This is a genomic window from Sphingobium salicis subsp. salicis, assembly GCF_049472635.1.
GTDB classification, from domain to species: domain Bacteria; phylum Pseudomonadota; class Alphaproteobacteria; order Sphingomonadales; family Sphingomonadaceae; genus Sphingobium; species Sphingobium yanoikuyae_A.
In genome coordinates this window covers 2,780,021-2,805,772 of sequence record NZ_JAYRCS010000001.1, presented here as the reverse complement: position 1 = coordinate 2,805,772, position 25,752 = coordinate 2,780,021, and the positions used below count along the sequence as shown (strand labels likewise).

Sequence of the window (25,752 nt, the reverse complement as noted above, 5' to 3'; positions counted from 1 at the left end):
CCAACGGAAACGCTGCGTTGGCGTTCCGCCGGCTGGTCCGGTCGTCGCGCGGGCTTTATCTCTCTGCCCATGACACTGCATCCCCAGATTGCGGCCTTTGCCGCCCAGCTTGACGATCTTTCCCGCCTGTTGCGGGCACAGGGCGCGCGGCCCTGGGCGGATCGGATCGACCTCATCCAGCGCGCTGTCGCGGACTCCAACTATGCCGGCGTCACCCGCTTCCTGGAGATGTTCGAGGGAGAGGCGGGCTTTGCCGACCTGACCCTCTCGGACGAAGCGGCCGATGCGGCGCTCTCCGAATGTCGGGCGGCGGCGTTGGCGATGGCGCAGCGGCTGGCGCGCGAGGAAGGCTGATCCGGCCATAACCTGCGTCCCTGCGACATTTGCCCGATTGACGCCGCCCGCGCTTTGGGCAAATGCGTGGGGCGTCTCCGGTGCCGAGGATTCGGCAGCGGGCACGATGCGGGAGAGCATGGGCGCCTTTCAGGCTTGAGCCCGTCGCCGAAGGAGCAACCGCCCCGGAATCTCTCAGGCCAAAGGACCGCATCGCGCGTAGATACTCTGGAAAGCGGATGGTCCCGTGCCGTCCCACCGAAGGGGTAAGCCAGCCGGTCCCAGGCCGCTGGTCAAAGCTCTCAGGTTCCGTGACAGAGGGGGTGGCATGCCGGAAGCGCCGATTCGTCGGCCGCGCTGGCCTGTCGCCGCATCCCTCCTACGGAAAGGTCTTGCCATGACCGCCACTGACGACGTCGCCGCCCTCGAAGCGGAACTACCCCTCGAAGCCCTGCCGCTGGACGCCTGGCACCGTGCCAAGGGCGCGCGCATGGTCGGCTTCGCCGGCTATCACATGCCGATCCAGTATGAAGGCATCATGGCCGAACATAGCTGGACCCGCGAACATGCCGGCCTGTTCGACGTCAGCCATATGGGCCAGCTCACCTTCTCCGACGAGACCGGCGGCGCCAGCGTCGATGCCGCGCTCGAAACCCTGCTGCCGAGCGACATCAAGGGGCTGAAACCCTTCCGCCAGCGCTATTCGATGCTGCTCGATCAGGAAGGCGGCATCCTCGACGACCTGATGGTCTCGCGCCCCGGTGATGGCGCGTTCGAAGGCGCGGCGATCTACATGGTCGTCAATGGCGCGACGAAGTATGACGATATCGGCTGGATGATCGAGCATCTGCCCGACGACGTCACCATGAACCATATGGCCGACCAGGCGCTGCTGGCGCTGCAGGGTCCGGAAGCGGGCGAGGCGATGGCCGCGCTCATCCCCGAAACCGCCGACCTCATCTTCATGCAGTCCGGCCCCTTCACCTGGCGCGGCGTGCCGCTGTGGATCAGCCGGTCGGGCTATACCGGCGAGGATGGCTTTGAAATCAGCGTGCCGGGCGATTCCGTCGCGCTGCTGGCCGATGCGCTGTGCGCCCTGCCGCAGGTCAAGCCGATCGGCCTTGGCGCGCGTGACTCGCTGCGCCTGGAAGCCGGCCTGCCGCTCTATGGTCATGACCTGTCGCCCGCCGTCAGCACGATCGGCGCGGACCTGGGCTTTGCCATCCAGAAGCGCCGCCGCGAGGAAGGTGGCTTTATCGGCCATGCCCGCGTGATGAAGGAACTGGCCGATGGCCCCGGTTCCAAGCGCGTCGGCCTCAAGATCGACGGCCGCCTGCCGGCCCGCGAAGGCGCGCAAATCTACGCCGGCGATGTGCTGGTGGGCGAAGTCACCTCGGGCGGCTTCGCGCCGAGCGTGGGCGCGCCGATCGCCATGGGCTGGGTCAGCCTGCCTTATTCCGCGCTGGACACCGCGCTGGAGATCGAGGTGCGCGGCAAGCGGATTGCAGCGGCGGTTGCGCCGATGCCGTTCGTTCCGCATCGTTATCGCCGCAAGGCCTGAATTACCGCTTTTCGAGGAGAGCAAGCATGAGCCGCTATTTCACCGACGAACATGAATGGATCGACGTTGCAGGCGACATCGCCACCGTCGGCATCACCGACTATGCGCAGGAGCAGCTGGGCGACATCGTGTTCGTCGAACTGCCTGCCGAAGGCACGACCTTCGAAAAGGGCGACGACGCCGCCGTCGTGGAATCGGTCAAGGCCGCGTCCGACGTCTATGCCCCGATCTCGGGCGAAGTCGTCGAAGCCAATGGCGCGCTGGAAGACGAGCCGGCGCTGGTCAACAGCGATGCCGAGGAAGATGGCTGGTTTTTCAAGCTGCGCATTGCTGATGCGAGCGAGCTGGAAGGCCTGATGAACGAAGCCGCCTACAAGAAGTTCGTGGCCTCGCTTTGATCTAATAGTTCCCCTCCCGCTTGCGGGAGGGGTTAGGGGAGGGCGTGTAGCGCCATCTCCTTCACAGACCCTCCCCCGGCCCCTCCCGCATGCGGGAGGGGAGGCTTGTGGGAGAGGGGGGAGAAAACCGAATGCGCTACCTACCCCTTACCGACACCGACCGGCAGGAAATGCTGTCCGTCATCGGCGCCGAGACGATCGACGACCTGTTCATCGACGTGCCCGTCGAAGCCCGGCTGACCGGCACCATCGCCGGCCTGCCCGATCATGCCAGCGAACTGGCGGTCGAGCGCCACATGGGCGCCCTTGCGCGCAAAAATCTGTCGGCAGGGGAAGCGCCCTTCTTCCTGGGCGCCGGCGCCTACAAGCATCATGTCCCCGCCAGCGTCGATCATCTGATCCAGCGCGGCGAGTTCCTGACCGCCTACACGCCCTATCAGCCGGAAATCGCGCAGGGCACGCTGCAGGTGCTGTTCGAGTTCCAGACCCAGGTCGCCCGCCTGCTGGGCGTCGATGTCGCCAACGCCTCCATGTATGACGGCTCGACCGCCTGCTGGGAAGCGATCGGCATGGCCCGCCGCATCACCAAGCGCGGCAAGGCGCTGCTGTCGTCCGGCCTGCACCCCCATTATGTCTCGGTCGCCAACACCATGGCGAAGTTCACCGGCGACGCGCTGGTGCATCAGGCGCCGACGCTGGACGCCGCGACCGACATCGACGCGCTGATCGCATCGATCGACAAGGACACGTCTTGCGTCGTCGTCCAATATCCCGACATCCTCGGCCGCATCGCCGACCTGACCCCGCTGGCCGAAGCGGCGCACGCCGCCGGCGCGCTGCTGGTCGCGGTGGTGACGGAACCCGTCGCGCTGGGCGCGATCAAGGCACCGGGCCATATGGGCGCGGACATCGTCGTGGGCGAAGGCCAGTCGATCGGCGTCGGCCTGCAATTCGGTGGTCCTTATCTCGGCCTGTTCGGCTGCAAGCAGAAATATGTTCGCCAGATGCCGGGCCGCCTGTGCGGCGAGACGGTCGACGCGGCCTGCAAGCGCGGCTTCGTGCTGACGCTTTCGACCCGCGAGCAGCATATCCGCCGCGAAAAGGCGACGTCGAACATCTGCACCAACTCGGGCCTGTGCGCGCTAGCGTTCAGCATCCACATGACCCTGCTGGGCGAGAAGGGCCTGCGCGAACTGGCGACCCTGAACCACGGCCTAGCCGTGCAGGCTGCCGACCGCCTCGCCAAGGTGCCGGGCGTGACCCTGCTCAACGACGGCTTCTTCAACGAATTCACGCTGGTCCTGACCAAGGATGCGCGCGACGTCGTCCGCAACCTCGCCGACAAGGGCGTGCTGGCCGGCGTTTCGCTCGGCCGCCTGTTCCCGGACGCGCCGGAGATCGGCAACGGCCTGGTCGTCGCCGTGACGGAAACCGTCACGCCGGAGGATATCGAAACCCTTGCCGCAGCGCTTGAGGAGGAACTGGCATGACCATGTTGAAGGAAGGTCGCCCGACCACCCCGCAGGCCGTCGCGCAGGAGCATATGGCCCCGGAAACCGCCACCGGCAACCGCGCGCTGATGCTGGAGGAAAAGCTGATCTTCGAGATCGGTTCGACCGACACCACCGGCGTCGATTTCGCCGACGCGCCCAAGGTGGCCAGCCGCCTCGGCTCGCTCGCCCGCACCGACAGCATCGGCCTGCCCGGCCTGTCGGAACAGGAAACGGTGCGCCACTACACCCGCCTGTCGCGCCAGAACTACGCCATCGATCTTGGCCTGTTCCCGCTCGGCAGCTGCACCATGAAGCATAACCCGCGCCTCAATGAAAAGGTCGCGCGGATGCCCGGTTTCGCCGACATCCACCCGCTGCAGCCGCAGTCGACGGTGCAGGGCGCGCTGGCCGTCATCCATGAACTGGCCGCCTGGCTGGTGACGCTGACCGGCATGCACTCGGTCGCCATGTCGCCCAAGGCGGGCGCCCATGGCGAACTGTGCGGCCTGCTGGCGATCCGCGCCGCACTGGAAGCCCGTGGCGACGCGCGCAGCGTCATCCTGGTGCCCGAAAGCGCGCATGGCACCAACCCGGCGACGGCCGCCTTCTGCGGCTACAAGGTCGAGGATATTCCCGCGACCCCGGATGGTCGCGTCGATCTGGAAGCCTTGAAGGCCCGTCTGGGACCGGACGTAGCGGCGGTGATGATCACCAACCCCAACACCTGCGGCCTGTTCGAGCGCGACATGAAGACGATCTCCGACGCGGTCCATGCCGCCGGGGCCTTCGTCTATTGCGACGGCGCGAACTTCAACGCCATCGTCGGCCGGGTCCGCCCCGGCGACCTGGGCGTCGACGCGATGCACATCAACCTGCACAAGACCTTCTCCACCCCCCATGGCGGCGGTGGTCCCGGTTCCGGTCCGGTGGTGTTGTCGGAAGCGCTCACGCCCTTCGCGCCGCTCCCCTTCGTGGAAAAGCAGGGCGACAAGTTCGTGCTGGTCGAAGAGGAAACGGCGGAGGATCACCACGCCCAGACCTTTGGCCGCATGGTCGCCTTCCATGGCCAGATGGGCATGTTCACCCGCGCGCTGACCTATATCCTCAGCCACGGCGCGGACGGCCTGCGCCAGGTCGCGAGCGATGCGGTGCTGAACGCCAATTACATCCTGCGCAGCCTGGATGACGTGCTCGACGCGCCCTTCGGTGCGGCTGGCCCGTGCATGCATGAGGCACTGTTCAGCGACAAGGGGCTGGCCGAAGGCTTCACGACGCTGGATATCGCCAAGGGCCTGATCGACGAAGGCTTCCACCCGATGACCATGTATTTCCCGCTGGTCGTCCATGGCGCGATGCTGGTCGAACCGACCGAGACGGAAAGCAAGGCCGCGCTCGACCAGTTCATCATGGCGCTGCGGAGCCTGGCGGAACGCGCCAAGGCGGGTGACGAGGCGCTGAAGGGCGCGCCCTATCACGCGCCGCGCCGTCGCCTCGACGAGACGCTGGCCGCGCGCAAGCCGGTGCTGACCTGGTCCGAACCGGATCTGGCGGTCGCCGCCGAATAAGCCGGACGCAAAGGGCGGTGGAGGGTCTCCACCGCCCTTTTTGCATCGGCCGGCCACAGACAAGGATTTGTCCATGACACAGGATGCCCCCGCACCCTGGACGCCGCAGGGCGACGGCCCCGATCCGCGCCGCCATGCCCCCGCGACGCTGCGCAACCGCGATGCGATCGCGGCTGTCCTACGGAACGAACTGCCCGATGCCGGACTGGTGCTGGAAGTGGCGAGCGGCAGCGGCGAACATGTCGTCCACTTTGCCGTCACTTTCCCCGCGCTCGATTGGCAGCCCAGTGATCCCGATCCCGCCGCGCTCGCCTCGATCGCGGCGCTGCGCGGCGACGCCAATCTGCCCAATCTGCGCGCGCCGCTGCTGATCGACGCAGCGGGTGCCGACTGGCCGATCGATGCTGCCGACGCGCTCCTGTGCATCAACATGGTGCATATCAGCCCCTGGGCGGCGACGCTGGGGCTGCTGGCGCGTGGCGCGCAATTGCTGGCGCCGGGGGCGCCGTTGATCCTCTATGGCCCCTATGTCGAGGATGATGTGCCGACCGCCCCCTCCAATCTGGCGTTCGACCGATCGCTGAAGGATCGCAACCCGCAATGGGGCCTGCGGACCCTGACCGATGTCGACCGGGCGGCGGCCGATTTCGGGTTCGGCCGCACCCGGCGGGTGGCGATGCCGGCCAATAATCTGATGCTGGTCTATCGCCGGGGATAGGGTGCATATGGTCGTCCGCGCATGATCCGCGCAAGACGCTTCCACCGGGCGGGATCAGGCTCTAAAGCGCTTGGCGATGACCAACAGCCTGTTCTCGCTCGTCGCTGCCGAACTGTCCGCGCCGGCCGATCCGCGCGCGGCCGCCATGGCGGGGGCGCTGGCGGCGAAATATCCCGGCGCGGCACGGGCGGTGCTCTTCTACGGCTCCTGCCTGCGCGAGGCCAATCTCGACGGGCTGATGCTCGATTTCTACCTGATCGTCTCCGATTATGAGGCGGCCTATGGCAAGGGCTGGCTGGCGCGCGCCAACCGGGCGATCCCGCCGAATGTCTTTCCGTTCGAACATGGCGGCCTGATCGCCAAATATGCCGTGCTGTCGGAGGCCGATTTTGCCCGGCTGAACAGCATGAATGCGGACAATGTCTCGGTCTGGGCGCGCTTTGCCCAACCGTCGCGGCTGCTATGGTCGGCGGATGATCTGGCGCGCCAGCGCGCGCTGGCGGCGGTGGCGCAGGCCGCACCGACCCTGTTGTCGCTCGCGCGGCCGATGGCGGACGGGCAGGGGGACGACCCGGTCGCTTTGTGGAAGACCGGCTTCACGCTGACCTATAATGCCGAATTGCGGGCGGAGAAGACGGGGCGCTCGCTCTCGATCGTCGATGCCGATCCCGACCGCTATCGCCGTTTTGGCGCGGCAGCGCTGGCCGAGGGGCTGCCGCCGTCGCCCGACCATGCGGACAAGGTCTGGCGCGGGCTGCAGCGGCGCGGCAAATATCTGTCGGTGGTGCGCCTCGCCAAGGCGAGCTTCACCTATGCCGGCGGGATCGATTATCTGGCGTGGAAGATCAATCGCCATGCCGGCACCGCAATCGAGATCAAGCCTTGGCAGCGGCGCTGGCCGCTGCTGGGCGCGGTCACTCTGCTGCCGCGGCTGTTCCTGGGTGGTTCGATCCGCTGAGCGCGTTCGACAGCGCAAGGCCCAGGGCATTGAGCGTATAGGGCTTGCGCAGCACTTCATGCCCCCGGAAATCGTCGCTGTCGGTCGCGTCGCCGGTGAAGCCGGTGACGAACAGCACCGGCAGATGGCGCATATGGGCGGGCAGGGTGCGGATCATTTCCGGCCCGGTCATGTCGGGCATCAGCACGTCGCTCATGATCAGGCCGATATCGGCATTGTTGCTGAGCAGCTTGGCCGCCTTGCTGGGATGGTCGCAGGCGATCGGCAGGTGGCCGAGTTCGGCCAGCGCCGCCATGGTCTGGTTGAGCACGCGCGGATCATCCTCCACCACCAGGATGCGGGTCGGGGGATGGAGCGTGTGCAGCTGTTCGCTCGCCGGGGCCTCTGCTGCGGCCTCCTGCTCGGTCAGGATGCGGCGCGGCAGGTAGATATGGACGCTGGTGCCGGCGCCCAGTTCGGATTCGATGCGGATTTCGCCCTGGCTCTGGCGCACGAAGCCGAAAATCTGGCTGAGGCCAAGGCCGGTGCCCTTGCCGACCGGCTTGGTGGTGAAGAAGGGCTCGAACACGCGGGCGGCCACCTCGGCCGTCATGCCGCAGCCATTGTCGGTGACGCTGACGGTGACATAGTCGCCGGCCGGGCATTCGCCGATCTGGTTGGCGGCAAGCTGGGCCTGGCCGGTCGAGATGGTCAGCTTGCCCCGGCCCTCCATGGCGTCGCGGGCGTTGACGCACAGGTTGAGCAGGGCGTTTTCCATCTGATGCTGGTCGACGAAGATGCGCCAGCCGCTCGCCTTGTGGGCGAAGCTGACGATGATCTGGTCGCCGATCGTGCGATCGACCAGATCGGCCATGCCGCGCAGCAGGCTGTCGGGATCGACCGCATTGGGCAGCAGCGGTTCGGACCGGGCAAAGGCAAGCAGGCGGCGGGTCAGCGCGGCGGCGCGGTTGGCGCCCTCCATCGCATTGTCGAGATGATGGCCGGCCTCGGCCGGTTTCAGCCGCAGTTTGCGCTTGGCCAGTTCCAGCCCGCCAACGACGACCGCCAGCATATTGTTGAAGTCATGGGCGATGCCGCCGGTCAACTGGCCGACCGCGTCCATCTTCTGCATCTGGCGCAGATTATCCTCTGCGGCGGCGCGTTCGGCGGATTCGCGCTTCAACTGCTCATAGGCGTCCGACAATTCGCTGGTGCGGGCGGAAACGGCCTCTTCCAGCCGGTCGGCGCGTTCCGCCTCCATCTCCGCCATGCGGCGCGCGTTGCGCCGTTCGGTATAGGCGGCATTGACCAGCCACAGCGCGAACAGCACGCAGACCAGCAGGGCGAGGCCGACCATGCGCGACGTCTTGCCGACCAGTTCGGTGCGGTCGCCCGCCAGGCTGACGGCCAGGCTGCGTTCGCGCAGCCGCGCATTTTCGGCCTGGATCACCAGATCGATCAGCGCCGTCAGTCGCTTGATATCCTGCGATCGCCCGGCCTGATGGAATTGCGCCAGCGCGCCCATCTTCTGGTCATAGGTGGTGCGCAGGCCGATTTCGCTCAGCGTCTTGCCGCGCTGTTCGAACGCGGCCTGGAGCGCGCGGACATTGCCGCGCTGCCAGTCGGACTTGCGGGTGGCATAGGTCAGCGACTTGAGCTGGCTGGCGGCGGTACGCCACTGGTCCTGGAACAGGCGGCCGGTGTCGGGGTCGAGGCTGATGACATAGCGGGCCAGCGTCACTTCGGCGCGGGCGGTCTTGGCTTCGAAGGCGCGGGCGAGCGCCATGATTTCCCAGCTGCGCTGCTGTTCGGCAAGGGCGCGCTGATGATCGCGCGAGGCGCTGCTGGCGCTGTAGAGCAGGGCGCCGAGCGATCCGATCAGCAATATGCCAAGGACCAGGGGCATGTAGCGCCGCGCCGCGGCGCGCCAGCCCCGGTCCTGTTCATCGATCACTTCGCGTTCCGCCATATACCGTTACACTAACCGAACTATGTTAACCGCGCGAATATGCAGGTTAGATGGTTCCGCTGCTGTAGCAGATTCTATCGCAGGAAATACCCGGTCGATCGTCGGAGTGTCGAAAAGCGCGATCAGTTGATCGCGCCGGTGGCCTTGCCGGCGGTTTCGAACATGGCGATGATCTGTTCGACCTGCTCGTCGCTATGTTCGGCGCAGAGCGAGCAGCGCAGCAGGAAGGTGCCGGCCGGGGTTGCCGGCGGGCGCGCCATGTTGACGTAGAGGCCCAGCTCCAGCAGCGTCTGCCACATCGCCACCGCCTGCATCTGGTCGGTCAGGATGACGGCGATGATCGCCGACTGCGGCGTGGCGCTGCCCAGCTTGAAGCCGAGGTCGGTGAGGCCCTTGTGCAGGCGCTGGCTGTTCTTCCACAGATGGGTGCGCTTCTCGCCGGCATGCATCAGCTTGCGGATGCTGGTCGCGGCGGTGGCGACGACGCTGGGCGGCAGCGAGGCGGTGAAGACATAGGGACGGCAGACGAGGCGCAGGATCTCGAACTTGGGATGGTTCGAGACGCAGAAGCCGCCGACCGTGCCGACCGACTTGGAGAAGGTGCCGACCACGAAGTCGATCTCGCCCTCGACGCCCTGTTCCTCATAGGCGCCACGGCCGTTGGGGCCGAAGAAGCCCATGCCATGGGCTTCGTCGCACAGGATCATGCAATTGGGGTGCTTGCGGATGGCGGCGACCATCTCGGGCAGCGGGGCGACGTCGCCCAGCATCGAATAGACGCCTTCCAGCACGACCAGCTTCAGCGCATCGGCGGGCAGGCGGCCCAGGCGCTTGTCCAGATCCTCGACGCTGTTGTGGCGGAAGCGGACGATCTCCGCGTTGCCCATGGCGCAGCCATCATAGATGGAGGCATGGCTGTCGGCGTCGAGCACGACATAGTCGCCCTTGCCCGCCAGGGTGGAAATGATGCCCAAGTTCGCCTGATAGCCGGTCGAAAAGACCATGGCTCCGCTCGTGCCGTAAAATTCCTTGAGCGCGTCCTCGACTTCCTTGTGGCCCTGATAGGTGCCGTTGAGGACGCGGCTGCCGGTGGTGCCGGCGCCGAACTCGTCCAGCGCCTTCTTGCCGGCTTCGACTACATCCGGGTCGAAGGTCATGCCCATATAATTATAGGTGCCGAGCAGGATGGTTTCCTTGCCCTTGATGATCGCGCGGGTGGGCGAGAGCACCTGGTCCATCACGATCGCATAGGGATCGCGCACGCCTGTCGCCAGCAGCGCCTCGCGCTCGTTGATCAGCGGATCGAACTTGGAGAAGAGATCGCGGGTTTCGGTAGCGATGGCGGCGTCGGTCATAATATCAATGATCCCAAACCCGTTCGTCCTGAGCGAAGTCGAAGGACGCTGCTGAGCGAAGGCGAAGCATGGAGCCTCGGCTCCGCTCGGCAATGGGCTTCGACTTCGCTCAGCCCGAACGGTAGTTAAAGTGTCAGGCGGCCTTGAGCTTGGCGACCGCGTCGACCAGCTGGCCCACGGTCTCGATCTCGGCCTGCATGTTCATGGTGATGATGATGTCGAACTCGTCCTCGATGGCGGCGACGAAATCCATCACGGTCAGGCTGTCCCATTCCAGGTCGCCGGCAAAGGTGGTGACTTCGGTCAGTTCGACGCCCTTCTTGTTGAAGGGGGCGATCTGCGCTGCGACGCTGTCGAAAATCTCGCTGCGATCGGTCATTATCTCTTCAATCTTTCCATGAAAGCACGGCTTTTGCCGCCTTGGCTTGCTCTTTGGCAAGCGAATAAGGCGTCAATCGGGCAGCATCTGGGGCAAAATGCCTTGTTCGCGGCGCGCCGTGTCGCGCCGCGCTCTGCTATTCCAGCCCCGAAGGGGCGGGAGGATCAGCGGAAATTGTCGGCGTAGGCCTGAATTTTCAGCGTCTTGGGCGGGGTCGCGATGACGGTGTAGGCGATCTTCTCGCGCTCGGCATAGGCGACGGCGGCGTCCTGCGAGGAGAAGCTGAGCTTCAACTGCTGCTTGGTGTCGCCCGAGCCGGCCCAGCCGGTCAGCGGATCGGCCTTCTTCGCTTCGGCGGGCGCATATTCCAGCACCCACTTGTGAGTCAGCGCCTTGCCGGACTGGAGGGCGTTCTTCCGGATCTGGTAAATGCGCGCGGTCATCGCGATGAAACTCCGTAAAATCGTCATTGTGCGTTGCACCAGCGGTCGCCGTGAAGTCAAGAGTTGCGGCGCGCGTCCGCATTTTTGGTGCGCAATGTGGCATTGGCGCTCGCCGGATCGTCGGGCCAGGGGTGGCGGGGATAGCGACCACGCATTTCCTTGGCCACGTCGCGCCAGTTGCCGGCCCAGAATCCGGGCAGGTCGCGCGTCGTCTGGATCGGCCGGCCGGCGGGCGATGTGAGCGAGAGGACCAGCGGGATGCGCTGGTTGCCGACGGTCGGATGCTGCGACAGGCCGAACAGCGCCTGCACCCGCAATTCCACGCGCGGGCCGCCCTCGGCCGCATAGTCGATCGCATGGGTGGAGCCAGCGGGCGATCGGAAATCGGGCGGGGCGAGTCGGTCGAGTTGCTGCTTGCCGTCCCAGCCGATCAGCGTTTCGAGTTTGCCCGACAGTTGCGAGCGGTCGATGTCGGACAGGCGGCGTTTGCCCGCCAGCAGCGGCGGCAGCCAGTCGTCCAGCGTGTCGATCAGGGCGGCGTCGGACAATGCGTCGATCCCGGCAAACTCCGCCCGCATCCGCAGCGATTGCGCCGCTTCCGACCAGGGGAGGAGGGCAAGGCCGCCCTGCCGCACGCCATCGACCAGCGCGGCGACCACGGCATCGGGGTCGGGCCGGTCATCGGAGCCGGAGGACAGGCGCACCGCGCCCATCCGCCGCTCCCGCAGCGCCTCGATCCCGCCATTGGCGGGGCGGAACTTCACCGTGCGATGCTCGGCGATGCGCTCGCCGAACAGAGCGATCACCTCCGCCTCGCCGATGGGGGCGGCCGACAGGATGCGCGCGCCCGCGGCGCTGCCCTGCACTTCGCCCACCGCCAGCCAGGCTTCGCTGGCCAGCGGCGAGAGCGGATCGAGCCGGAAGCCGCGCCCGCCCACGCTGGCCCAGTCGGCGCCATCGGCGGAGCGGCGCTTGGCGACGCGATCGGGAAAGGCAAGGGCGAGGCAGAGGCCGACATCATGCAGTCCGCCTTCTGCGGCCGGGCGGCCATCGACCAGCCTGGCCCAGCGCTTGGCGAGGCCGCGACCGGCCTCGGCCCGCTTGCCGCTCTCGCGCCGCCAGCGCTGCAGCCGCAGGGTGAGGTCGGTATCGTGCCCGCCCAGGCCGCGTTCGCCGAGCAGGACCGCGATCTCGGCGGCGGTGCGGGTGAGGCCGCGCTCGCCGGCGCGCACCAGCATATGGGCGATGCGCGGCGCCAGCGGCAGGGTGGCGAGCGCCTTGCCATGGGCCGTGATGCGGCCGTCGGCGTCGAGCGCCTCCAGGGCGGTCAGTCGCTTGCGCGCCTCGGCCACGGCGGCGGCGGGCGGCGCGTCGAGCCAGCGCAGGCTGGCCGGATCGCTCACGCCCCAGAGCGCGCAGTCGAGCAGCAGGCTGGAAAGATCGCTTTCCAATATTTCCGGCGGGTCGAAGGGCGGCATGCCCGCCGTCGCCGCGGCCTCCCACAGGCGATAGGCGACACCCGGCCGCTGGCGCGCGGCGCGGCCGGCGCGCTGGGTCGCCGACGCCTGGCTGGCGCGCTCGGTGACGAGGCGGGTGACGCCGGCGGCGCGGTCATAGCGCGGACGCCGGGCCAGGCCGGAGTCGACGACGATGCGGACGCCGTCGATGGTCAGGCTGGTTTCGGCGATCGAGGTGGCGAGGATCACCTTGCGCCGCCCCTCGCGCGACGGGCGGATGGCGGCGCGCTGGGCCGCCGGATCGAGCGAGCCGTGCAACATGTGGACCTCGAACGCGCCACCCTCGATCCGTTCGGCGGTGCGCTCGATTTCCCGGACGCCGGGCAGGAAGGCGAGCAGGTCGCCGTCGGCTTCTTCCTCCAGCGCGCGGCGGATGGCGGCGGCCATCTCATCCTCGATCCGCTTTTCGGCATTGCGGCCGATATGGCGCAGTTCGAGGAGCTGGATCTTGCCCTCGCTCTCGATCACCGGCGCGCCATCGAGCAATGTGGAGAAGCGCGCCCCGTCGAGCGTGGCCGACATCGGCAGGAGGCGCAGGTCCGGGCGCAGCGCCGCCTGCGCATCGAGCGCGAGCGCCAGGCCGAAATCGCTGTCCAGGCTGCGCTCATGCACTTCATCGAACAGCACGGCGGACACGCCCGCCAGTTCGGGATCATCCTGAATGCGGCGGACGAAAATGCCCTCGGTCAGCACCAGCAGCCGCGTCTTCGCGCTGACCTTGCTGTCCATCCGCGTCGCATAGCCGACCGTGCCGCCGGGCTGCTCGCCCAGCATTTCGGCAATCCGCTCGGCCGCGGCGCGGGCGGCGAGACGGCGGGGGGAGAGTAGCAGTATCTGCCCGTCGCACCAGGGCTGGTCGAGCAGGGCGGGGGCCACCGCCGTCGTCTTGCCCGCACCCGGCGGCGCCACCAGCACGGCATTGCTGCCGGCGCGCAGCGCAGCGAGCAGGTCGGGCAGGACGGCATGGATCGGCAGGGCGGGGGCGGTCATGATCCGCCCCCTCTCGCGCCAATCCGGGCGGAGCGCAAGGCGCGCCGGGCAGAAACGGCAATGCCCGAAGCCGTGCGGCTCCGGGCATTGCGTCTATTCCGGCGCTGGCGCGCGACGCTCAGTCGTGGCCCTTGCTCATGAACTGTTCGACCACGTTGGACATGTCGAAGCTCTTGCCGCCCTGGACCGGCGGATATTGGGCGAGCGTCGTCAGATGTTCCTTCATCAATTCGCCCAGCGGCCCGTTCTGCCACGCCACCTTCTGGATCAGATGGCCGTAGGAGTCGCTGTTGTCATAGCTTTCGAACGGATCCATGCGAATGTTGAAGACCATCGGCTTGGAGCGGCCGACCATGGTGCCGTAATAATCCTCGTTGGTCGAGAAATGCCATTTCCACGGCCCCATGCGCAACGCTGTGAGCTTCGATTCATTATAGTGGAACACATGGTTCCGCGCCGAATCCTCGGCCTTGCCCGTCCAATAGTCGAGGTTGTTGACGCCATCGATATATTGGCTCTTCTCCTTGAGAACCTTCTCGTTCACGTCCGTGACGCCGGCGGCGACGGCCAGGGTGGTGAACATGTCCTGATGGCACTGGATACCGTTCTTGAGCTGCATCGGCTCGATCACGCCGGGCCATTTCAGCATCGAGATGACACGGACGCCGCCTTCGTAGGTGGTCATCTTCTCGCCGCGCCAGGGCGTGGTCGCGCCATGCGGCCAGGAGGAATGTTCCGGGCCATTGTCGGTCGAATACCAGACGATGGTATCCTCCTCCAGGCCGCTTTCCTTCAGCCAGTCGAGCACGATCCCGATATCATGGTCATGCTGCAGCATGCCCGAGCCGTGCAGGTCGGCGTCCGACGTGTATTTTTCCGCCGCATAGCGCCATTTGTCGTTGAGCCGGGTGTAGAGGTGCATACGGCTGGTGTTGAGCCAGACGAAGAAGGGTTCGTCGGCATCCTTGGCCTTCTGCATGAACTCCAGCGCGGGCGGGATGAACTCCTTCTCGTCCACCTCGTGCATGCGTTCCTGGTGCAGCGGGCCGGTGTCGACGATCTTCTGCTTGCCGACCTTGCCGTAGCGCGGATCCTCGGTCGGGTCGTCGACATCGGTGGCCCAGCTGTGGATCACGCCGCGCGGGCCAAATTTCTTCATATAGGCTTCGACGCTGCCCGAATGGGCCTTGGCGAAATTCTGGTAATCGCGCTGCTCTTCCTCTTCCGACACGTTGAGATGGTAGAGGTTGCCGAAAAACTCATCGAAGCCATGGTTGGTCGGCAGATGCTCATTGCGATCGCCCAGATGGCTCTTGCCGAAATGGCCGGTGCGATAGCCCGCGCCTTTCATTACTTCGGCGAGGCAGGGAGAGGCCGGCTGGAGGCCGAGAAGATCGCCCGGCTGCCCCACCGTCACCATGCCCGAGCGGATCGGATATTGGCCGGTGATGAAGGCGGCGCGGCCGGCGGTGCAGGACTGCTGGGCATAATGATCGGTGAAGCGGATGCCGCCATAGCCGATGCTGTCGATATTGGGCGTGGTATAGCCCATCGTGCCCAGGCCATAGGCACTGACATTCTGCCAGCCGATATCGTCACCCCAGATGACCAGGATATTGGGTTTCTTCGTCGCCATGCCGAGTCTCCGACCATGATGGATCGGCGGAAGGCTAATGGCGGGCGGGCCGCGACGCTGCATGGGGATAATCCCGAGAAGCGGCGGGGACATCCCCTATGCCCGGAGAAGGGGGGCTAACCGAACAGATACTAGCCGAACAGATAGATGTGGATCGGGTTCTTCGGATCGAGCAGCATCTTGGTCGTCAGCGCCAGCGACATGATGATGAGCAGCGGCTTGATCAGCTTCGAGCCGAACCGCATGGCGAGGTGCGATCCGATCTGGCCGCCGGTGATCGATCCGACAGCCATGGCCAGGCCCGCGATCCAGATGACATGGCCGCCAGCCACCATGGTCAGCAGCCCCGCGACATTGGAGGCGAAATTGGCCGCCTTGGTCTGGGCGGTGGCCCGCAGCAGCGACAGGCCGCCCAGCGCGATGAAGATGGTGGTGTAGAAGGCGCCGGCGCCCGGCCCGAAAAAGCCGTCATAGAAGCCGACCACACCGATCATGCCGGACAGGCCCCACATGCCGACGCGGGCATGGCGATCGGCATCGCTCAGCTTGGGCGAGAAGGTGAAATAGGCGGCCATCGCGATCAGCAGCGCGGGCATCAGTCCCGCCAGGATCGACGGATCGACCCGTTGCAGCAGCCAGGCGCCGCCGATCGACCCGATGAAGGCGGCGATCACCGGCCCCTTGTAGGTCGCAAGGTCCATATGGCCGCGCCGCGCATAGGCGACGCACGCGCCGAAGGTGCCAAGGCAGCTTTGCAGCTTGTTGGTCGCGACCGCCGGCACCGGCGGCACGCCGGCGGCGAGCAGCGCGGGCAGGGCAATGAGGCCGCCCCCGCCCGCCATCGCGTCGATGCAGCCGGCCATGAAGGCGGCGGCCATGAGGAAGGCGATGGTTTCGGGGGACAGGATCACGCGCGCAACAGCCCTAAATTTCGCAGCCCAAAAGGATGCGAAAGGACTTCGCTGTCAGGCCGGGAGGATGATGGGAGGGACGAGCGAAGCCGCTCGTTCCTCAATATGCCCGTGCTATCGCGAATTCGACCGCTTCGGTAAGGGCCGCTTTCGCCTTGCCGGCATCGAACATGCCCAGCGCGTCGATCGCGCGCTGGCCATAATGGCGGGCGCGGGCCAGCGTGTCGGCAATCGCGCCGGTCTGGCGCAGCAGCTGCGTCGCGTGGGCCAGATCCTCGTCGCTGATGCGATGGCCCGAGATCGCGGCCTTCCAGAAGGCCTTGTCCTCGTCCGAGCCGCGCGCATAGGCCAGGATCACCGGCAGGGTGACCTTGCCGTCGCGGAAATCGTCGCCGGCATCCTTGCCCATGGTGGCGCCATCCGATTCATAGTCGATCGCGTCGTCGATCAACTGGAAGGCGATGCCAAGGTTGCGGCCATAGACGTCGAGCGCATGTTCCTCCGCCTCGCTGCGGTCGGCGACCACGGCGGAAATGCGGCAGGCGGCGGCGAACAGGGCGGCGGTCTTGGCGCCGATGATGTCGAGATATTGTTCTTCGCTGGTGTCGATCTTGCGCTGGGCGGTCAGCTGGTTGACCTCGCCCTCGGCGATGATCGCCGAAGCGCCCGACAGGATCTTGAGCACCTTGAGCGACTCGGCCTCGACCATCAGCTCGAACGAGCGGGAGAAGAGGAAGTCGCCGACCAGCACGGAGGCGCTGTTGCCCCAGATGATGTTGGCGGTCTTGCGGCCGCGGCGCAGGCCCGATCCGTCGACGACATCGTCATGCAGCAGCGTGGCGGTGTGGATGAACTCGACCGATGCAGCCAGCTTGTAATGGCGCGATCCGGCATAGCCGACCAGGTCGGCGCAGGCGAGCGTCAGCATCGGCCGCAGCCGCTTGCCGCCGCCGGCGATCAGATGGCCGGCCAGTTCCGGGATCAGCGGGATGCGCGACTGCATCCGGTCCAGGATCACGCTGTTCACCTGGTTCATGCCATCGGCGACGAGCGCCATGATGGGAGCGAGCGAAGGGGCGCTGGTGCGGCCGATCGGGTGGACGTTGCCGGGGGAGGATGCAGTCATGACAAGCGTCCTCTGACGGGGCAAAAAGCAGATGGCAAGCGGGAATAGCTTGCCTGCGCGGCGCAATGGCGCAAAAAGCGCGCCGGACGATTGATTGACGCATCGCAGTAACGGAAAAGCCACGCCTTTTCCCGCCGCGATGCCGCTGTGGAGAATGCCAGGTGGATGAGACTTTGAAGCGCTATCGCGAGAGCATCGACAATATCGACGCGGCGCTCGTCTTCATGCTGGCGGAACGGTTCAAGGTCACCCAGGCCGTGGGCGAATATAAGGCGACCCACGACCTGCCGCCGGCCGATCCAGGCCGCGAGGAACGCCAGATTTCGCGCCTGCGCCAGCTCGCGCTCGACGCTAATCTCGATCCCGACTTCACCGAGAAATTCCTGCGCTTCATCATCGATGAGGTGATCCGCCATCATGAGCGGCTGCGGGAAGGCTGATTTCGAAAAATGCGCGAAAGAGCGCATTTTTGAGGCGGTGCCAGCCCGCTCCCCCACCCGGCCACCCAACGGCAGTATTCTTTGGGTGGCCGGGTGGGGGAGCGGGCCGGTGCGGTAGAATGTGGGGCAGCACATTCTCCAAACAAGGCTTTAATCCTTCGGATAATTTTCATGGCCCGCATTGGGCCAGTGGAAATGCGTGTAGGTCAGCATGGTCGAGAAGCTTTCCGACCGGACCTGATGCCACCAGCCGATCGGGATGAAGAGCAGATCGCCCGGCATCAGCCGCACTTCGTAGCGCAGCACGTCGCGGGCGCGCGGGTATTGATCCAGCCGCGCCGGATCGGTCAGGTCGCCGACATCGCTGAAGACATGGCGGTTATGCGCCAGCCGGCTGGTCTGCGACGGCGGCACCAGCATGACATGCTTGGTGCCCGTCACCTGCGCCAGCAGATTGTTGGTGAGGTCGAAATGCAGTGGGGTGAAGGCGCCCGCGCCGCCGATCCAGAGCATGCCGGGCGTCGGCGCCAGATAGGTGTCGGGATGGCCAAGGTCTGCCTGTAGCGGCGCGAGCGCCGGGCCGTTCGCCGCGCTGTTATAGGCGGTCAGATAGGCGTCATTGCCGCCGTCGCGCACAAGGTCGATGAACTGGCGAAAGGGGGCGCGGCACTTGTGCCGGTCCTTGGCCAGCTCATAGTCGGCGGCCTGTGCCCGGCCGCCCTGATATTCGATTTCCGCCGCGCCAATGGCATCGGCCAGATAGTCCGGCGTCCATTTTGCGCGGGCGGGCCAGCCCTCCATCGCCCCCTTGATCAGGACCGGGCGGCCGGGCGCGTAGAAATTATGCAGGAAATCCTCGCCTGACAGCGCGTCGGCGGTCAGCAGGCCGGAGGCGTAGGGCGACAGCGCGCGCTGCTGCTCCATGACGTTGAGCAGCCAGTCGCGCCGCTTGAGCGCGAGCGCGCTGTCGTCGCGGGGCGCGGGCACAGGCTTGGGCGGCACATGGGGCGCGGCATTGGCGGACGGCGCGCCAAAGCCGACCTGGCGCAGGGTCATCTGCATCTGCATGTCCGCCGCCTGCGACAGGATCGAGGGAAGCGGCGGGGTGCGGCCGGATTTGCTCATGACCCGCCCTAGCGCGCGATCATGACCGCCATGTTGCAGGATGTGACAAACCTGTGACGGCGCGGTGGCGGCTCAGGCCGGCTCCACCACCTCGGTCCGCTTGGGCTGTGACCGACCGAGCAGCACGCCGCCCAGCGCCAACGCGAAGCCGGCGATCTGCACGGGACCGAGCTTCTCGCCGAACAGCAGCCAGGCCTCGACCGCGGCGAGCGGCGGCACCAGCAGCAACAGCATCGACATGCGCGTCGGTCCCTGGGTGCGCACCAGCCAGACCAGCAGCGACAGGCCGGCGGCCGAGAGGCCCAGCACCGACCAACTGAGGCCGATCCACATCATCGGGCTATTGTCCCAGCGCCATTCGCCCACGATCAGGGTAGCGGCGATCGCCACCAGCGCGCCGCCGGCATTCTGCACCGCGCCCGACACCCAGATCGGATCGCCGCCGATCGTGCCGCGCTGGATCAGCGTGCCGCCGGTCATCGCCAGCACCGCGACAATGCCGGCAACGGCGGGGATCAGGGTGATCGCGCCCGCACCCGACTTGGCGATCGCCGGCATCAGCACGCAGCCGACGCCCAGGATGGCGATGGCAAGGCCGCTCCAGGCGCGCGCGGGCAAGCGCTCGCCCAGGATCGCGACGCTGGCGACCGCCACCATCAGCGGCTGGGTCGCGCCGAGCAGCGACATGATGCCGGCCGGCATGCCATGGCTGACTGCCCACCAGCTGAGCGTAAGGTAAAGGCCGTGCAGCATCGCGCCCGCCGCCAGATGCAGCCCCAATCGCCGGCCGCGCGGCCAGGGCTGGCGCCCATGCAGCGCCAGCGCGCCGAGCAGCAGCGCGGTCAGGCACAGGCGCGCGGCCAGGATCAGCTCGGGCGCGCCATGGGGCACCATCGCGCGGGCGACGATGAAACCGGTGGACCAGATCAGGACGAACAACAGGGATGCGATAATGCCGAACATGGCGCAGCCCATGGCCGATGCGCGCGCGCCTGTCGACCCGGCCAAGAGGCGAAGGGATCAGAAGCTGCCGGTCGCTGACCCGATCAGGATGACGGCGACCAGTGCCGCAAGCGAGCTGACGATGCCGGCCATGGCGATATCCAGATAGGATTCGCGGTGGGTGACACCGCTCAGCGCCAGCAGGGTGACGATCGCGCCATTATGCGGCAATATGTCCAGCGTGCCCGACCCGATCACCGCCACCCGGTGCATGATGGCGGGATCGGTGCCGGTCTGTGCCGCAATCGCCATATAGGTCGGCCCCAGCGCCTCCAGCGCGATGGTGAGCCCGCCCGAGGCCGATCCGGTGAGCGCGGCGAGCAGGTTGGTCGCCACCGCCAGCGACACCAGCGGCCCGCCGCCCATGCCCAGCACCCAGTCGCGGATCATGTGGAAGGCGGGCAGCGCGGCGATCACCGCGCCGAAGCCGACCAGGCTCGCCACGCTGATGATCGGCAGCACGGCGGCGTTGGCGCCCGAATCGATGCTGTCGCGCAGGCTGACGAGGCGGCCCCGGTTGCACAGGATGATGGCGAGCGTCGCGATCATCAGCGCCGCCGTCACCGACCATATGCCCGCAACCGCGCCCAGGCTGGTGCTGCCCCATAAAGGCTCCGCCAGGAAGGGTGCGTCCCAGGTCGGGAACAGCCAGAGCGAGAGGATGAGGTTGCAGCCGATCATCACCCCGATCGGCAGGAAGGCGATGCCGAGCGAAGGGCGGTCGTCGGTGGGCGCCCCCTTGTCCATTTCGGCCGGATCGAAGGTGGAGGCGGTCGTCGTATGCTCGCGCATCCGCGCGCTGTCGACTGGCACGGCCGGGGACAGGCTGGGATCATAGCCCTCCTGTCGGGCAGCGGCGGTCGCCTGTGCCCGCAGCAGCCAGCCAAGCCCCACCGCCAGCATGATGATCGCGGCGATCAGGCCCAGGCCCGGCGCGGCATAGATGGAGGTGCCGAAGAACGGCATGGGAATGACATTCTGGATCGCCGGCGTGCCGGGCAGGGCGGTCATGGTGAAGGTCGATGTGCCCAGGATGATGGTCGCGGGCACCAGCCGCCGGGGGATGTTGCCGGCGCGGAACAGCGCCTGCGCCATCGGCACCAGCACGAAGAAGGCGACGAACAGGCTGACCCCGCCATAGGTCAGGATCGCGCCGGCCAGCACCACCGCCATGATCGCGCGGCCGGACCCCAGCCAGCCGATCATGGCGTCGGCAATGGTGCGCACCGATCCGCTGTCGTTCATCAGCTTGGCGAAGATCGCGCCGAGCAGGAAGAGCGGGAAAAACTGGGCGAGGAAGCCGGCGGCGGCGACCATGAAGATCTGGGTCCAGCTCGCCAGCATCGGATAGCCCGAAAAGCTGGCGGCGATCATCGCCAGCGCCGGGGCGAGGAACAGCACGCTCCAGCCGCGATAGGCCATGGCGATCAGCGCGCCGAGCGCGACCAATATGCCGAGGAAGCTCAATGCCTCAGACATGGGCGAGCAGCGCGTCGATATCGAGCGTCGATTCCCGGCCGATCGCCTGGCCATGATCCTTCAGGAAATCGTCCGCCGCCTTGCGCCCGATCTTCTTGAGCTTCCACAGGAAAGCCCATTCGGCGTTCAGCTTGGACGAATGGCCGAATTGCAGCATGTCGGCGCTGGCGATGCGGTGGATACGCATCTTCGCCCATTTCTCGCCCTCGCCATGGCCGGGGTCGGCGACTTGGCGCAGCAGCGCCATCATCCGGATTTCCTGCAACAGCACGGCGTTGAAGGAAATCTCGTTCAATCGGCTGGCAATGTCGCGCGCGGCGTAGAGGTCGGTGGCGCGCTCGACCGGGTTTACCTGGATCAGGATGGTGTCGTCCGAATCGCAGTCGCGCACCAGCGGCGTCAGCGTCGGATTGCCCGAATAGCCGCCGTCCCAATAGGCCTCGCCATCGATCTCGACCGCGTGGAACATGGTCGGCAGGCAGGCGGAGGCGAGCAGCACGTCGGGGGTGATCTCCGCATTGCGGAACACGCGGGCCTGGCCGGTGCGCACGCTGGTCGCGGTGATGAACAGGCGGATCGGGCTGGCGGCAAGATGGTCGAAATCGACGCATTCGTTGAGGATGTCGGTCAGCGGGTTGAACCCGCCCGGATTGAGATCATAGGGCGAGCAGAGCCGCGCCATCAGGTCCATGCCGACATAGAGTGGCGAATAATCGAGCGTCCAGCGGCCGAGCGCTATGTCGAGCGGACTGCGGCGGAACGGGCTGAACATCGCCCCGTCCGACACCTTGCTCCAGAAGCGGGTGAGGGCGCGGCGGGCGCCCGGCGCGCCGCCATGGGCATAGCCGCTGGCCAGCACGGCCGCGTTCATCGCCCCGGCCGACGTGCCCGATATGCCGTCGATCCGCAGCCAGGGTTCCTCCAGCAGGCGGTCGAGCACGCCCCAGGTGAAGGCGCCATGGGCGCCGCCGCCCTGCAGGGCCAGGTCGATCAGGCGGCTTTGCGGCTCGGCAGTCGGATCGGGCATCGGGCACCTCGCGCTTGGCGGGGATGCCCCGCTATCGGAGTTTGTTGCGATGCAGCATGGGACCATTGCGGCCCGCCAATGTCAACGCCTTGCGCGTTGCACAAACCTCATTCCCGACCCGCGCGGATCGCCGCGCCGCCCGCGATCGGTGTGATCGCGACCAGCAGCAGGGAGGCGGCGCCCAGGAATTTGAACGCGGCGCCGCTGCCGTCGCCCAAGGTGCCCGCGCCAAAGATCAGCAGCGGCACCGCCAGCGGCAGGGCGAGCAGGCCCGCCAGCGCGCCCGACGAGCGCAGTCCGGCGGTCAGCGTCGCCACCAGCAGGCCGAGCGCGGCAAGCGCGGGCGTGCCGATCAACAGCCCGGCCTCCAGCGTCAGGATCGTCGCGCCGTCCAGCTTCAGCAGCGCGGCGGCGGGCAGGGCGGCGATCATCAGCGGCGGGCCGAAACCCAGCCAATGGGCAATCAGCCGGGCGATCACCACCATCTCCTCGCTGATGCCGCGCAGCGCGATCTGGTCCAGGATGCCGGCGTCGCGATCGGGCGCGACCAGCCGATCGACCGGCAACAGGCTGGCGAGCAGCGCCGCAATCCACAACATGCCGCCGCCGGTGCGGGCGAGCAGGGCGGCGTCGGGACCGACCGCAAAGGGGTAGAGGCTGGCGACCAGCAGCAGGAAGGCGACCGGCAGCCACAGCCCGGCCGAGCGCCAGGCCTGTCCCAGGTCGCGGGCGACGAGCAGGGCGATCAGTCGCATGACGCCTCCTGCGCCGGGTCCGGCACATGGGCGGCCATCTCGATCCGCACCGGATCGGTCAGCGGCAATGGCTGGTGCGAGGCAGCGACGACGATGCCGCCGGCCGCCAGATGGTCCGCCACCGCCGCGCCGAGCAGCGCGACCGACGCATCGTCCAGGCCGTTGGCCGGTTCGTCCAGCAGCCAGATATCCGCGCCGCTGGCAATCACGCGGGCGAGCATGGCGCGCTTGCGCTGGCCGGTGGAAAGCATGCGCACCGGCACGTCGCGCAAGGGGGCGAGCGCCATGGCGTGGAGCGCGCGGTCGAGCGCGGCCGCATCCGCCCGGTCGAGCCGTGCCCAGAAGCCGAGTGCGCGGTGGAGCGGCAATTCCATGTCGAGCGCCAGCCGCTCGTCGGCCAGCGCGACGCTGCCCTGGCGGTCGATCGTCCCGGCATGAATGGGCAGGAGTCCGGCACACTGGCGCAGCAGGCTCGACTTGCCGATGCCGTTGGCGCCGTGCAGCAAGGCACTGCCGCCGGCCGCCAGCATCAGGTCGACGCCGGCAAAGAGCAGGCGTCCGCCGCGCAGACAGGCCAGGCCCGACAGGCGCAGCGCCGCGCCGCTCATGGGGCGACCATATCCTCCAGCACATGCATGTCGATGTCCGACAGGCCGAAATGATGGCCGATTTCATGCACCACGACATGGGTGATGAGCGCTTCGAGCGGCACGCCGGTTTCGACCCATTCGTCGAGCAGCGGGCGGCGGAAAAGATGCACGGTCGGCGGCAGGTCGCCGGTCTGCGCCTCCTGCCCGAAGGGACGGCCGCTATAGAGGCCGGTCAGGCCGAACGGATCGTCAATCTCCATCTCCTTCAGGATATCGGCGTCGGCGAAATCCTCGACCAGCATCACGACATTGGAGAGATAGGAACGGAAGGGCTCGGGCAGGCGGCTCAGGGCCTCCAGCGCAAGTGTCTCGATTTCCTGTGGGGTAGGGGCGAAGCGGAACGATTGACCAGTGTCAGGCATGGCTGTCACATAGGCGAAAGAAATAACGCAGGATAGAGAAATGCTTGCCAGACTGAACGAAACGGAACGGGCGATCGCGCTGGCGGATTTGCCCGAATGGACGGCGGTCGCCGAACCGGACGGGATCGCGCGCAGCTTCACCTTTCCCGACTTTGTCGCCGCCTTCGGCTTCATGACGCGGGTGGCGCTGCTGGCGGAAAAGGCCGACCATCATCCCGAATGGTCGAACGTCTATAATCGGGTCGAAATCACGCTCACCACCCATGATGCCGGCGGCCTGTCGCAACGGGACATCGATCTGGCGAAGGGGATAGAGGCGCTGCTGCGCTGATGCTTGACGCGGCATCGCCCGGCCGATAATCGCCCCGGCAACATCAAGAGTCGGGCCAACGTCCGACACCAACCTGCTCCCCGAGCAAGGTGGTGCCTTTCGAAAGAGGGGGATGTGGCCGGACCGGCAATCCAACGGGACATGCAGCCACGACGACGTTGATCCGATGCTTGGTCAAACACCAGCAGACGGAAGCATGACGTGCCCATTTCCACACAGCAATTTGCCAGCGACAATTATGCCGGGGCCTGCCCCGAGGCGCTCGACGCGATGCTCGCGGCGAACAGCGGATCGGCGACGGCCTATGGCGAGGATGAATGGACGCAGCGCGCGGCGGACAATTTCCGCACCCTGTTCGGCGGCGATGCGGAGGTCTTCTTCGTCTTTAACGGCACGGCCGCCAATTCGCTGGCGCTCGCGGCGCTGTGCCAATCCTATCATAGCGTGATCTGTTCGGCGGCCGCCCATGTCGAGACCGACGAATGCGGCGCGCCCGAATTCTTCTCCAACGGGTCGAAGCTGCTCGCCGCGCCCTCGGCCGACGGCAAGCTGACGCCGGACGCGATCCGGCAGCTCGCGACCAGCCGGTCCGACATCCATTTCCCCAAGCCGCGCGTCGTCACCATCACCCAGCCGACCGAGACCGGCCTTGTCTACACTGTCGAGGAAGTGCGCGCGATTTCTGCCGTGTGCCGCGAACTGGGGCTGAAACTGCATATGGACGGCGCGCGCTTCGCCCATGCCTGCGCCAGCCTGGGCTGCGATCCGGCGGAAATCAGCTGGAAGGCGGGCGTCGACGTGCTCTGCTTTGGCGGCACCAAGAATGGCATGGCCGTGGGCGAGGCGGTGATCTTCTTCGATCGCGCGCTGGCGCAGGATTTCGACTATCGCTGCAAGCAGGCGGGGCAACTGGCGTCGAAGATGCGCTTCCTGTCGGCGCCCTGGATCGGCCTGCTGGAAAGCGGCGCCTGGTTGCGCAATGCCCGCCACGGCAATGATTGCGCGCGCCGGCTGGCGGTTGCGATCGCCGACCTGCCCGATGTCAGCCCGATCTTCCCGGTGGAGGCCAATGCGCTGTTCCTGACGGCCCCCGCGGAGGTGCTGGAAGCCCTGCGCGCGCGCGGCTGGCGTTTCTACACCTTCATCGGCGGCGGCGCGCGATTCATGTTCGCCTGGGATGCGCAGGTGGAGCGGGTCGACGAACTGGCCCGCGACATCAGGGAAGCCTGTCTGGCGGTCGCCGCCTGACC

The 25,752-nt window shown here is 66.8% G+C and carries 25 protein-coding genes and 2 riboswitches; of the genes, 10 read left to right on the top strand and 15 right to left on the bottom strand.

Features of this window, described 5'->3' with window-relative positions; all coding sequences use genetic code 11:
- Positions 1-69: 69 nt before the first annotated feature.
- The 7 genes from VHN57_RS13660 to VHN57_RS13630 all read left to right on the top strand — a co-directional run bounded on the left by VHN57_RS13660 (position 70) and on the right by VHN57_RS13630 (position 7,026).
- Positions 70-354, top strand: a complete 285-nt coding sequence (locus VHN57_RS13660; protein ID WP_069337598.1) for a hypothetical protein — start codon at positions 70-72, stop codon at positions 352-354.
- A gap of 99 nt (positions 355-453) precedes the next feature.
- A riboswitch (glycine riboswitch) is annotated at positions 454-554 on the top strand.
- Positions 555-730: 176 nt separating this feature from the next.
- Complete coding sequence (gene gcvT / locus VHN57_RS13655) at positions 731-1,894, top strand: glycine cleavage system aminomethyltransferase GcvT (protein WP_278988736.1); 1,164 nt, start codon at positions 731-733, stop codon at positions 1,892-1,894.
- 26 nt (positions 1,895-1,920) lie between these two features.
- Positions 1,921-2,292 carry a glycine cleavage system protein GcvH gene (gene gcvH / locus VHN57_RS13650; protein WP_004207946.1) on the top strand — a complete coding sequence of 124 codons (372 nt, stop codon included), beginning with the start codon at positions 1,921-1,923 and terminating at the stop codon, positions 2,290-2,292.
- A 131-nt stretch (positions 2,293-2,423) separates the two neighbouring features.
- Positions 2,424-3,782: an aminomethyl-transferring glycine dehydrogenase subunit GcvPA gene (gene gcvPA / locus VHN57_RS13645; RefSeq protein ID WP_423284176.1), complete on the top strand. Its 1,359-nt coding sequence runs from the start codon at positions 2,424-2,426 to the stop codon at positions 3,780-3,782.
- The gene (gene gcvPB, locus VHN57_RS13640; protein WP_010336294.1) at positions 3,779-5,350 is read left to right on the top strand and encodes an aminomethyl-transferring glycine dehydrogenase subunit GcvPB; all 1,572 of its coding nucleotides are present in this window, start codon (positions 3,779-3,781) and stop codon (positions 5,348-5,350) included. Before gcvPA ends, gcvPB begins: the two co-directional genes overlap by 4 nt.
- A gap of 73 nt (positions 5,351-5,423) precedes the next feature.
- Positions 5,424-6,068, top strand: coding sequence for a DUF938 domain-containing protein (locus VHN57_RS13635; RefSeq protein ID WP_278986803.1), 645 nt, complete (start codon positions 5,424-5,426; stop codon positions 6,066-6,068).
- 76 nt (positions 6,069-6,144) lie between these two features.
- The gene (locus tag VHN57_RS13630; RefSeq protein ID WP_037517172.1) at positions 6,145-7,026 is read left to right on the top strand and encodes a hypothetical protein; all 882 of its coding nucleotides are present in this window, start codon (positions 6,145-6,147) and stop codon (positions 7,024-7,026) included.
- Here VHN57_RS13630 and VHN57_RS13625 read toward each other — a convergent pair.
- From VHN57_RS13625 to VHN57_RS13590, 8 genes are all read right to left on the bottom strand, one after another.
- Positions 6,983-8,974, bottom strand: coding sequence for an ATP-binding protein (locus VHN57_RS13625; RefSeq protein WP_278986802.1), 1,992 nt, complete (start codon positions 8,972-8,974; stop codon positions 6,983-6,985). The two genes, VHN57_RS13630 and VHN57_RS13625, sit on opposite strands and share 44 nt — an antisense overlap.
- 122 nt (positions 8,975-9,096) lie before the next feature.
- A complete protein-coding gene (spt, locus tag VHN57_RS13620; protein WP_423284173.1) occupies positions 9,097-10,329 on the bottom strand; it encodes a serine palmitoyltransferase in 1,233 nt (410 codons plus the stop codon).
- 133 nt (positions 10,330-10,462) lie between these two features.
- Positions 10,463-10,708, bottom strand: coding sequence for an acyl carrier protein (locus tag VHN57_RS13615; RefSeq protein WP_423284171.1), 246 nt, complete (start codon positions 10,706-10,708; stop codon positions 10,463-10,465).
- 164 nt (positions 10,709-10,872) lie between these two features.
- The gene (locus tag VHN57_RS13610; protein WP_423284169.1) at positions 10,873-11,151 is read right to left on the bottom strand and encodes an ETC complex I subunit; all 279 of its coding nucleotides are present in this window, start codon (positions 11,149-11,151) and stop codon (positions 10,873-10,875) included.
- 56 nt (positions 11,152-11,207) lie between these two features.
- On the bottom strand, positions 11,208-13,658 hold the full coding sequence (gene hrpB / locus VHN57_RS13605; RefSeq protein ID WP_423284167.1) for an ATP-dependent helicase HrpB: 2,451 nt from the start codon (positions 13,656-13,658) through the stop codon (positions 11,208-11,210).
- A gap of 118 nt (positions 13,659-13,776) precedes the next feature.
- Complete coding sequence (locus VHN57_RS13600; RefSeq protein ID WP_069337099.1) at positions 13,777-15,294, bottom strand: arylsulfatase; 1,518 nt, start codon at positions 15,292-15,294, stop codon at positions 13,777-13,779.
- A 131-nt stretch (positions 15,295-15,425) separates the two neighbouring features.
- Positions 15,426-16,205, bottom strand: a complete 780-nt coding sequence (locus VHN57_RS13595) for a TSUP family transporter (protein ID WP_010336303.1) — start codon at positions 16,203-16,205, stop codon at positions 15,426-15,428.
- Between the two features lie 100 nt (positions 16,206-16,305).
- Complete coding sequence (locus tag VHN57_RS13590; protein WP_004207933.1) at positions 16,306-17,331, bottom strand: polyprenyl synthetase family protein; 1,026 nt, start codon at positions 17,329-17,331, stop codon at positions 16,306-16,308.
- A 161-nt stretch (positions 17,332-17,492) separates the two neighbouring features.
- On the opposite strand from VHN57_RS13590, the gene VHN57_RS13585 reads away from it, so the two are divergent.
- Positions 17,493-17,771: a chorismate mutase gene (locus VHN57_RS13585; RefSeq protein ID WP_004207932.1), complete on the top strand. Its 279-nt coding sequence runs from the start codon at positions 17,493-17,495 to the stop codon at positions 17,769-17,771.
- A 150-nt stretch (positions 17,772-17,921) separates the two neighbouring features.
- Here the strand turns inward: VHN57_RS13585 and VHN57_RS13580 are convergent, their stop codons facing one another.
- The 7 genes from VHN57_RS13580 to VHN57_RS13550 all read right to left on the bottom strand — a co-directional run bounded on the left by VHN57_RS13580 (position 17,922) and on the right by VHN57_RS13550 (position 24,171).
- The gene (locus tag VHN57_RS13580) at positions 17,922-18,896 is read right to left on the bottom strand and encodes a cupin-like domain-containing protein (protein WP_423284164.1); all 975 of its coding nucleotides are present in this window, start codon (positions 18,894-18,896) and stop codon (positions 17,922-17,924) included.
- A 72-nt stretch (positions 18,897-18,968) separates the two neighbouring features.
- Positions 18,969-19,871, bottom strand: coding sequence for a DMT family transporter (locus VHN57_RS13575; protein ID WP_423286035.1), 903 nt, complete (start codon positions 19,869-19,871; stop codon positions 18,969-18,971).
- Between the two features lie 45 nt (positions 19,872-19,916).
- A complete protein-coding gene (locus tag VHN57_RS13570; protein WP_278988372.1) occupies positions 19,917-21,377 on the bottom strand; it encodes a GntP family permease in 1,461 nt (486 codons plus the stop codon).
- The gene (locus tag VHN57_RS13565) at positions 21,370-22,404 is read right to left on the bottom strand and encodes a patatin-like phospholipase family protein (RefSeq protein ID WP_037517156.1); all 1,035 of its coding nucleotides are present in this window, start codon (positions 22,402-22,404) and stop codon (positions 21,370-21,372) included. Before VHN57_RS13565 ends, VHN57_RS13570 begins: the two co-directional genes overlap by 8 nt.
- A gap of 107 nt (positions 22,405-22,511) precedes the next feature.
- Positions 22,512-23,159, bottom strand: coding sequence for a heme exporter protein CcmB (locus tag VHN57_RS13560; protein ID WP_010336308.1), 648 nt, complete (start codon positions 23,157-23,159; stop codon positions 22,512-22,514).
- The gene (ccmA, locus tag VHN57_RS13555; protein ID WP_278987936.1) at positions 23,150-23,767 is read right to left on the bottom strand and encodes a heme ABC exporter ATP-binding protein CcmA; all 618 of its coding nucleotides are present in this window, start codon (positions 23,765-23,767) and stop codon (positions 23,150-23,152) included. Before ccmA ends, VHN57_RS13560 begins: the two co-directional genes overlap by 10 nt.
- Positions 23,764-24,171 (bottom strand): metallopeptidase family protein, encoded by a 408-nt coding sequence (locus tag VHN57_RS13550; RefSeq protein ID WP_004207924.1) that lies wholly within the window; start codon positions 24,169-24,171, stop codon positions 23,764-23,766. Before VHN57_RS13550 ends, ccmA begins: the two co-directional genes overlap by 4 nt.
- Positions 24,172-24,211: 40 nt before the next feature.
- Between VHN57_RS13550 and VHN57_RS13545 the strand changes: the two genes are divergently transcribed.
- Complete coding sequence (locus tag VHN57_RS13545; RefSeq protein WP_004207923.1) at positions 24,212-24,502, top strand: 4a-hydroxytetrahydrobiopterin dehydratase; 291 nt, start codon at positions 24,212-24,214, stop codon at positions 24,500-24,502.
- Positions 24,503-24,537: 35 nt separating this feature from the next.
- Positions 24,538-24,646, top strand: a riboswitch (SAM-I-IV-variant riboswitch).
- A 57-nt stretch (positions 24,647-24,703) separates the two neighbouring features.
- Positions 24,704-25,750, top strand: coding sequence for a threonine aldolase family protein (locus tag VHN57_RS13540; protein WP_278987935.1), 1,047 nt, complete (start codon positions 24,704-24,706; stop codon positions 25,748-25,750).
- Positions 25,751-25,752: the final 2 nt, after the last annotated feature.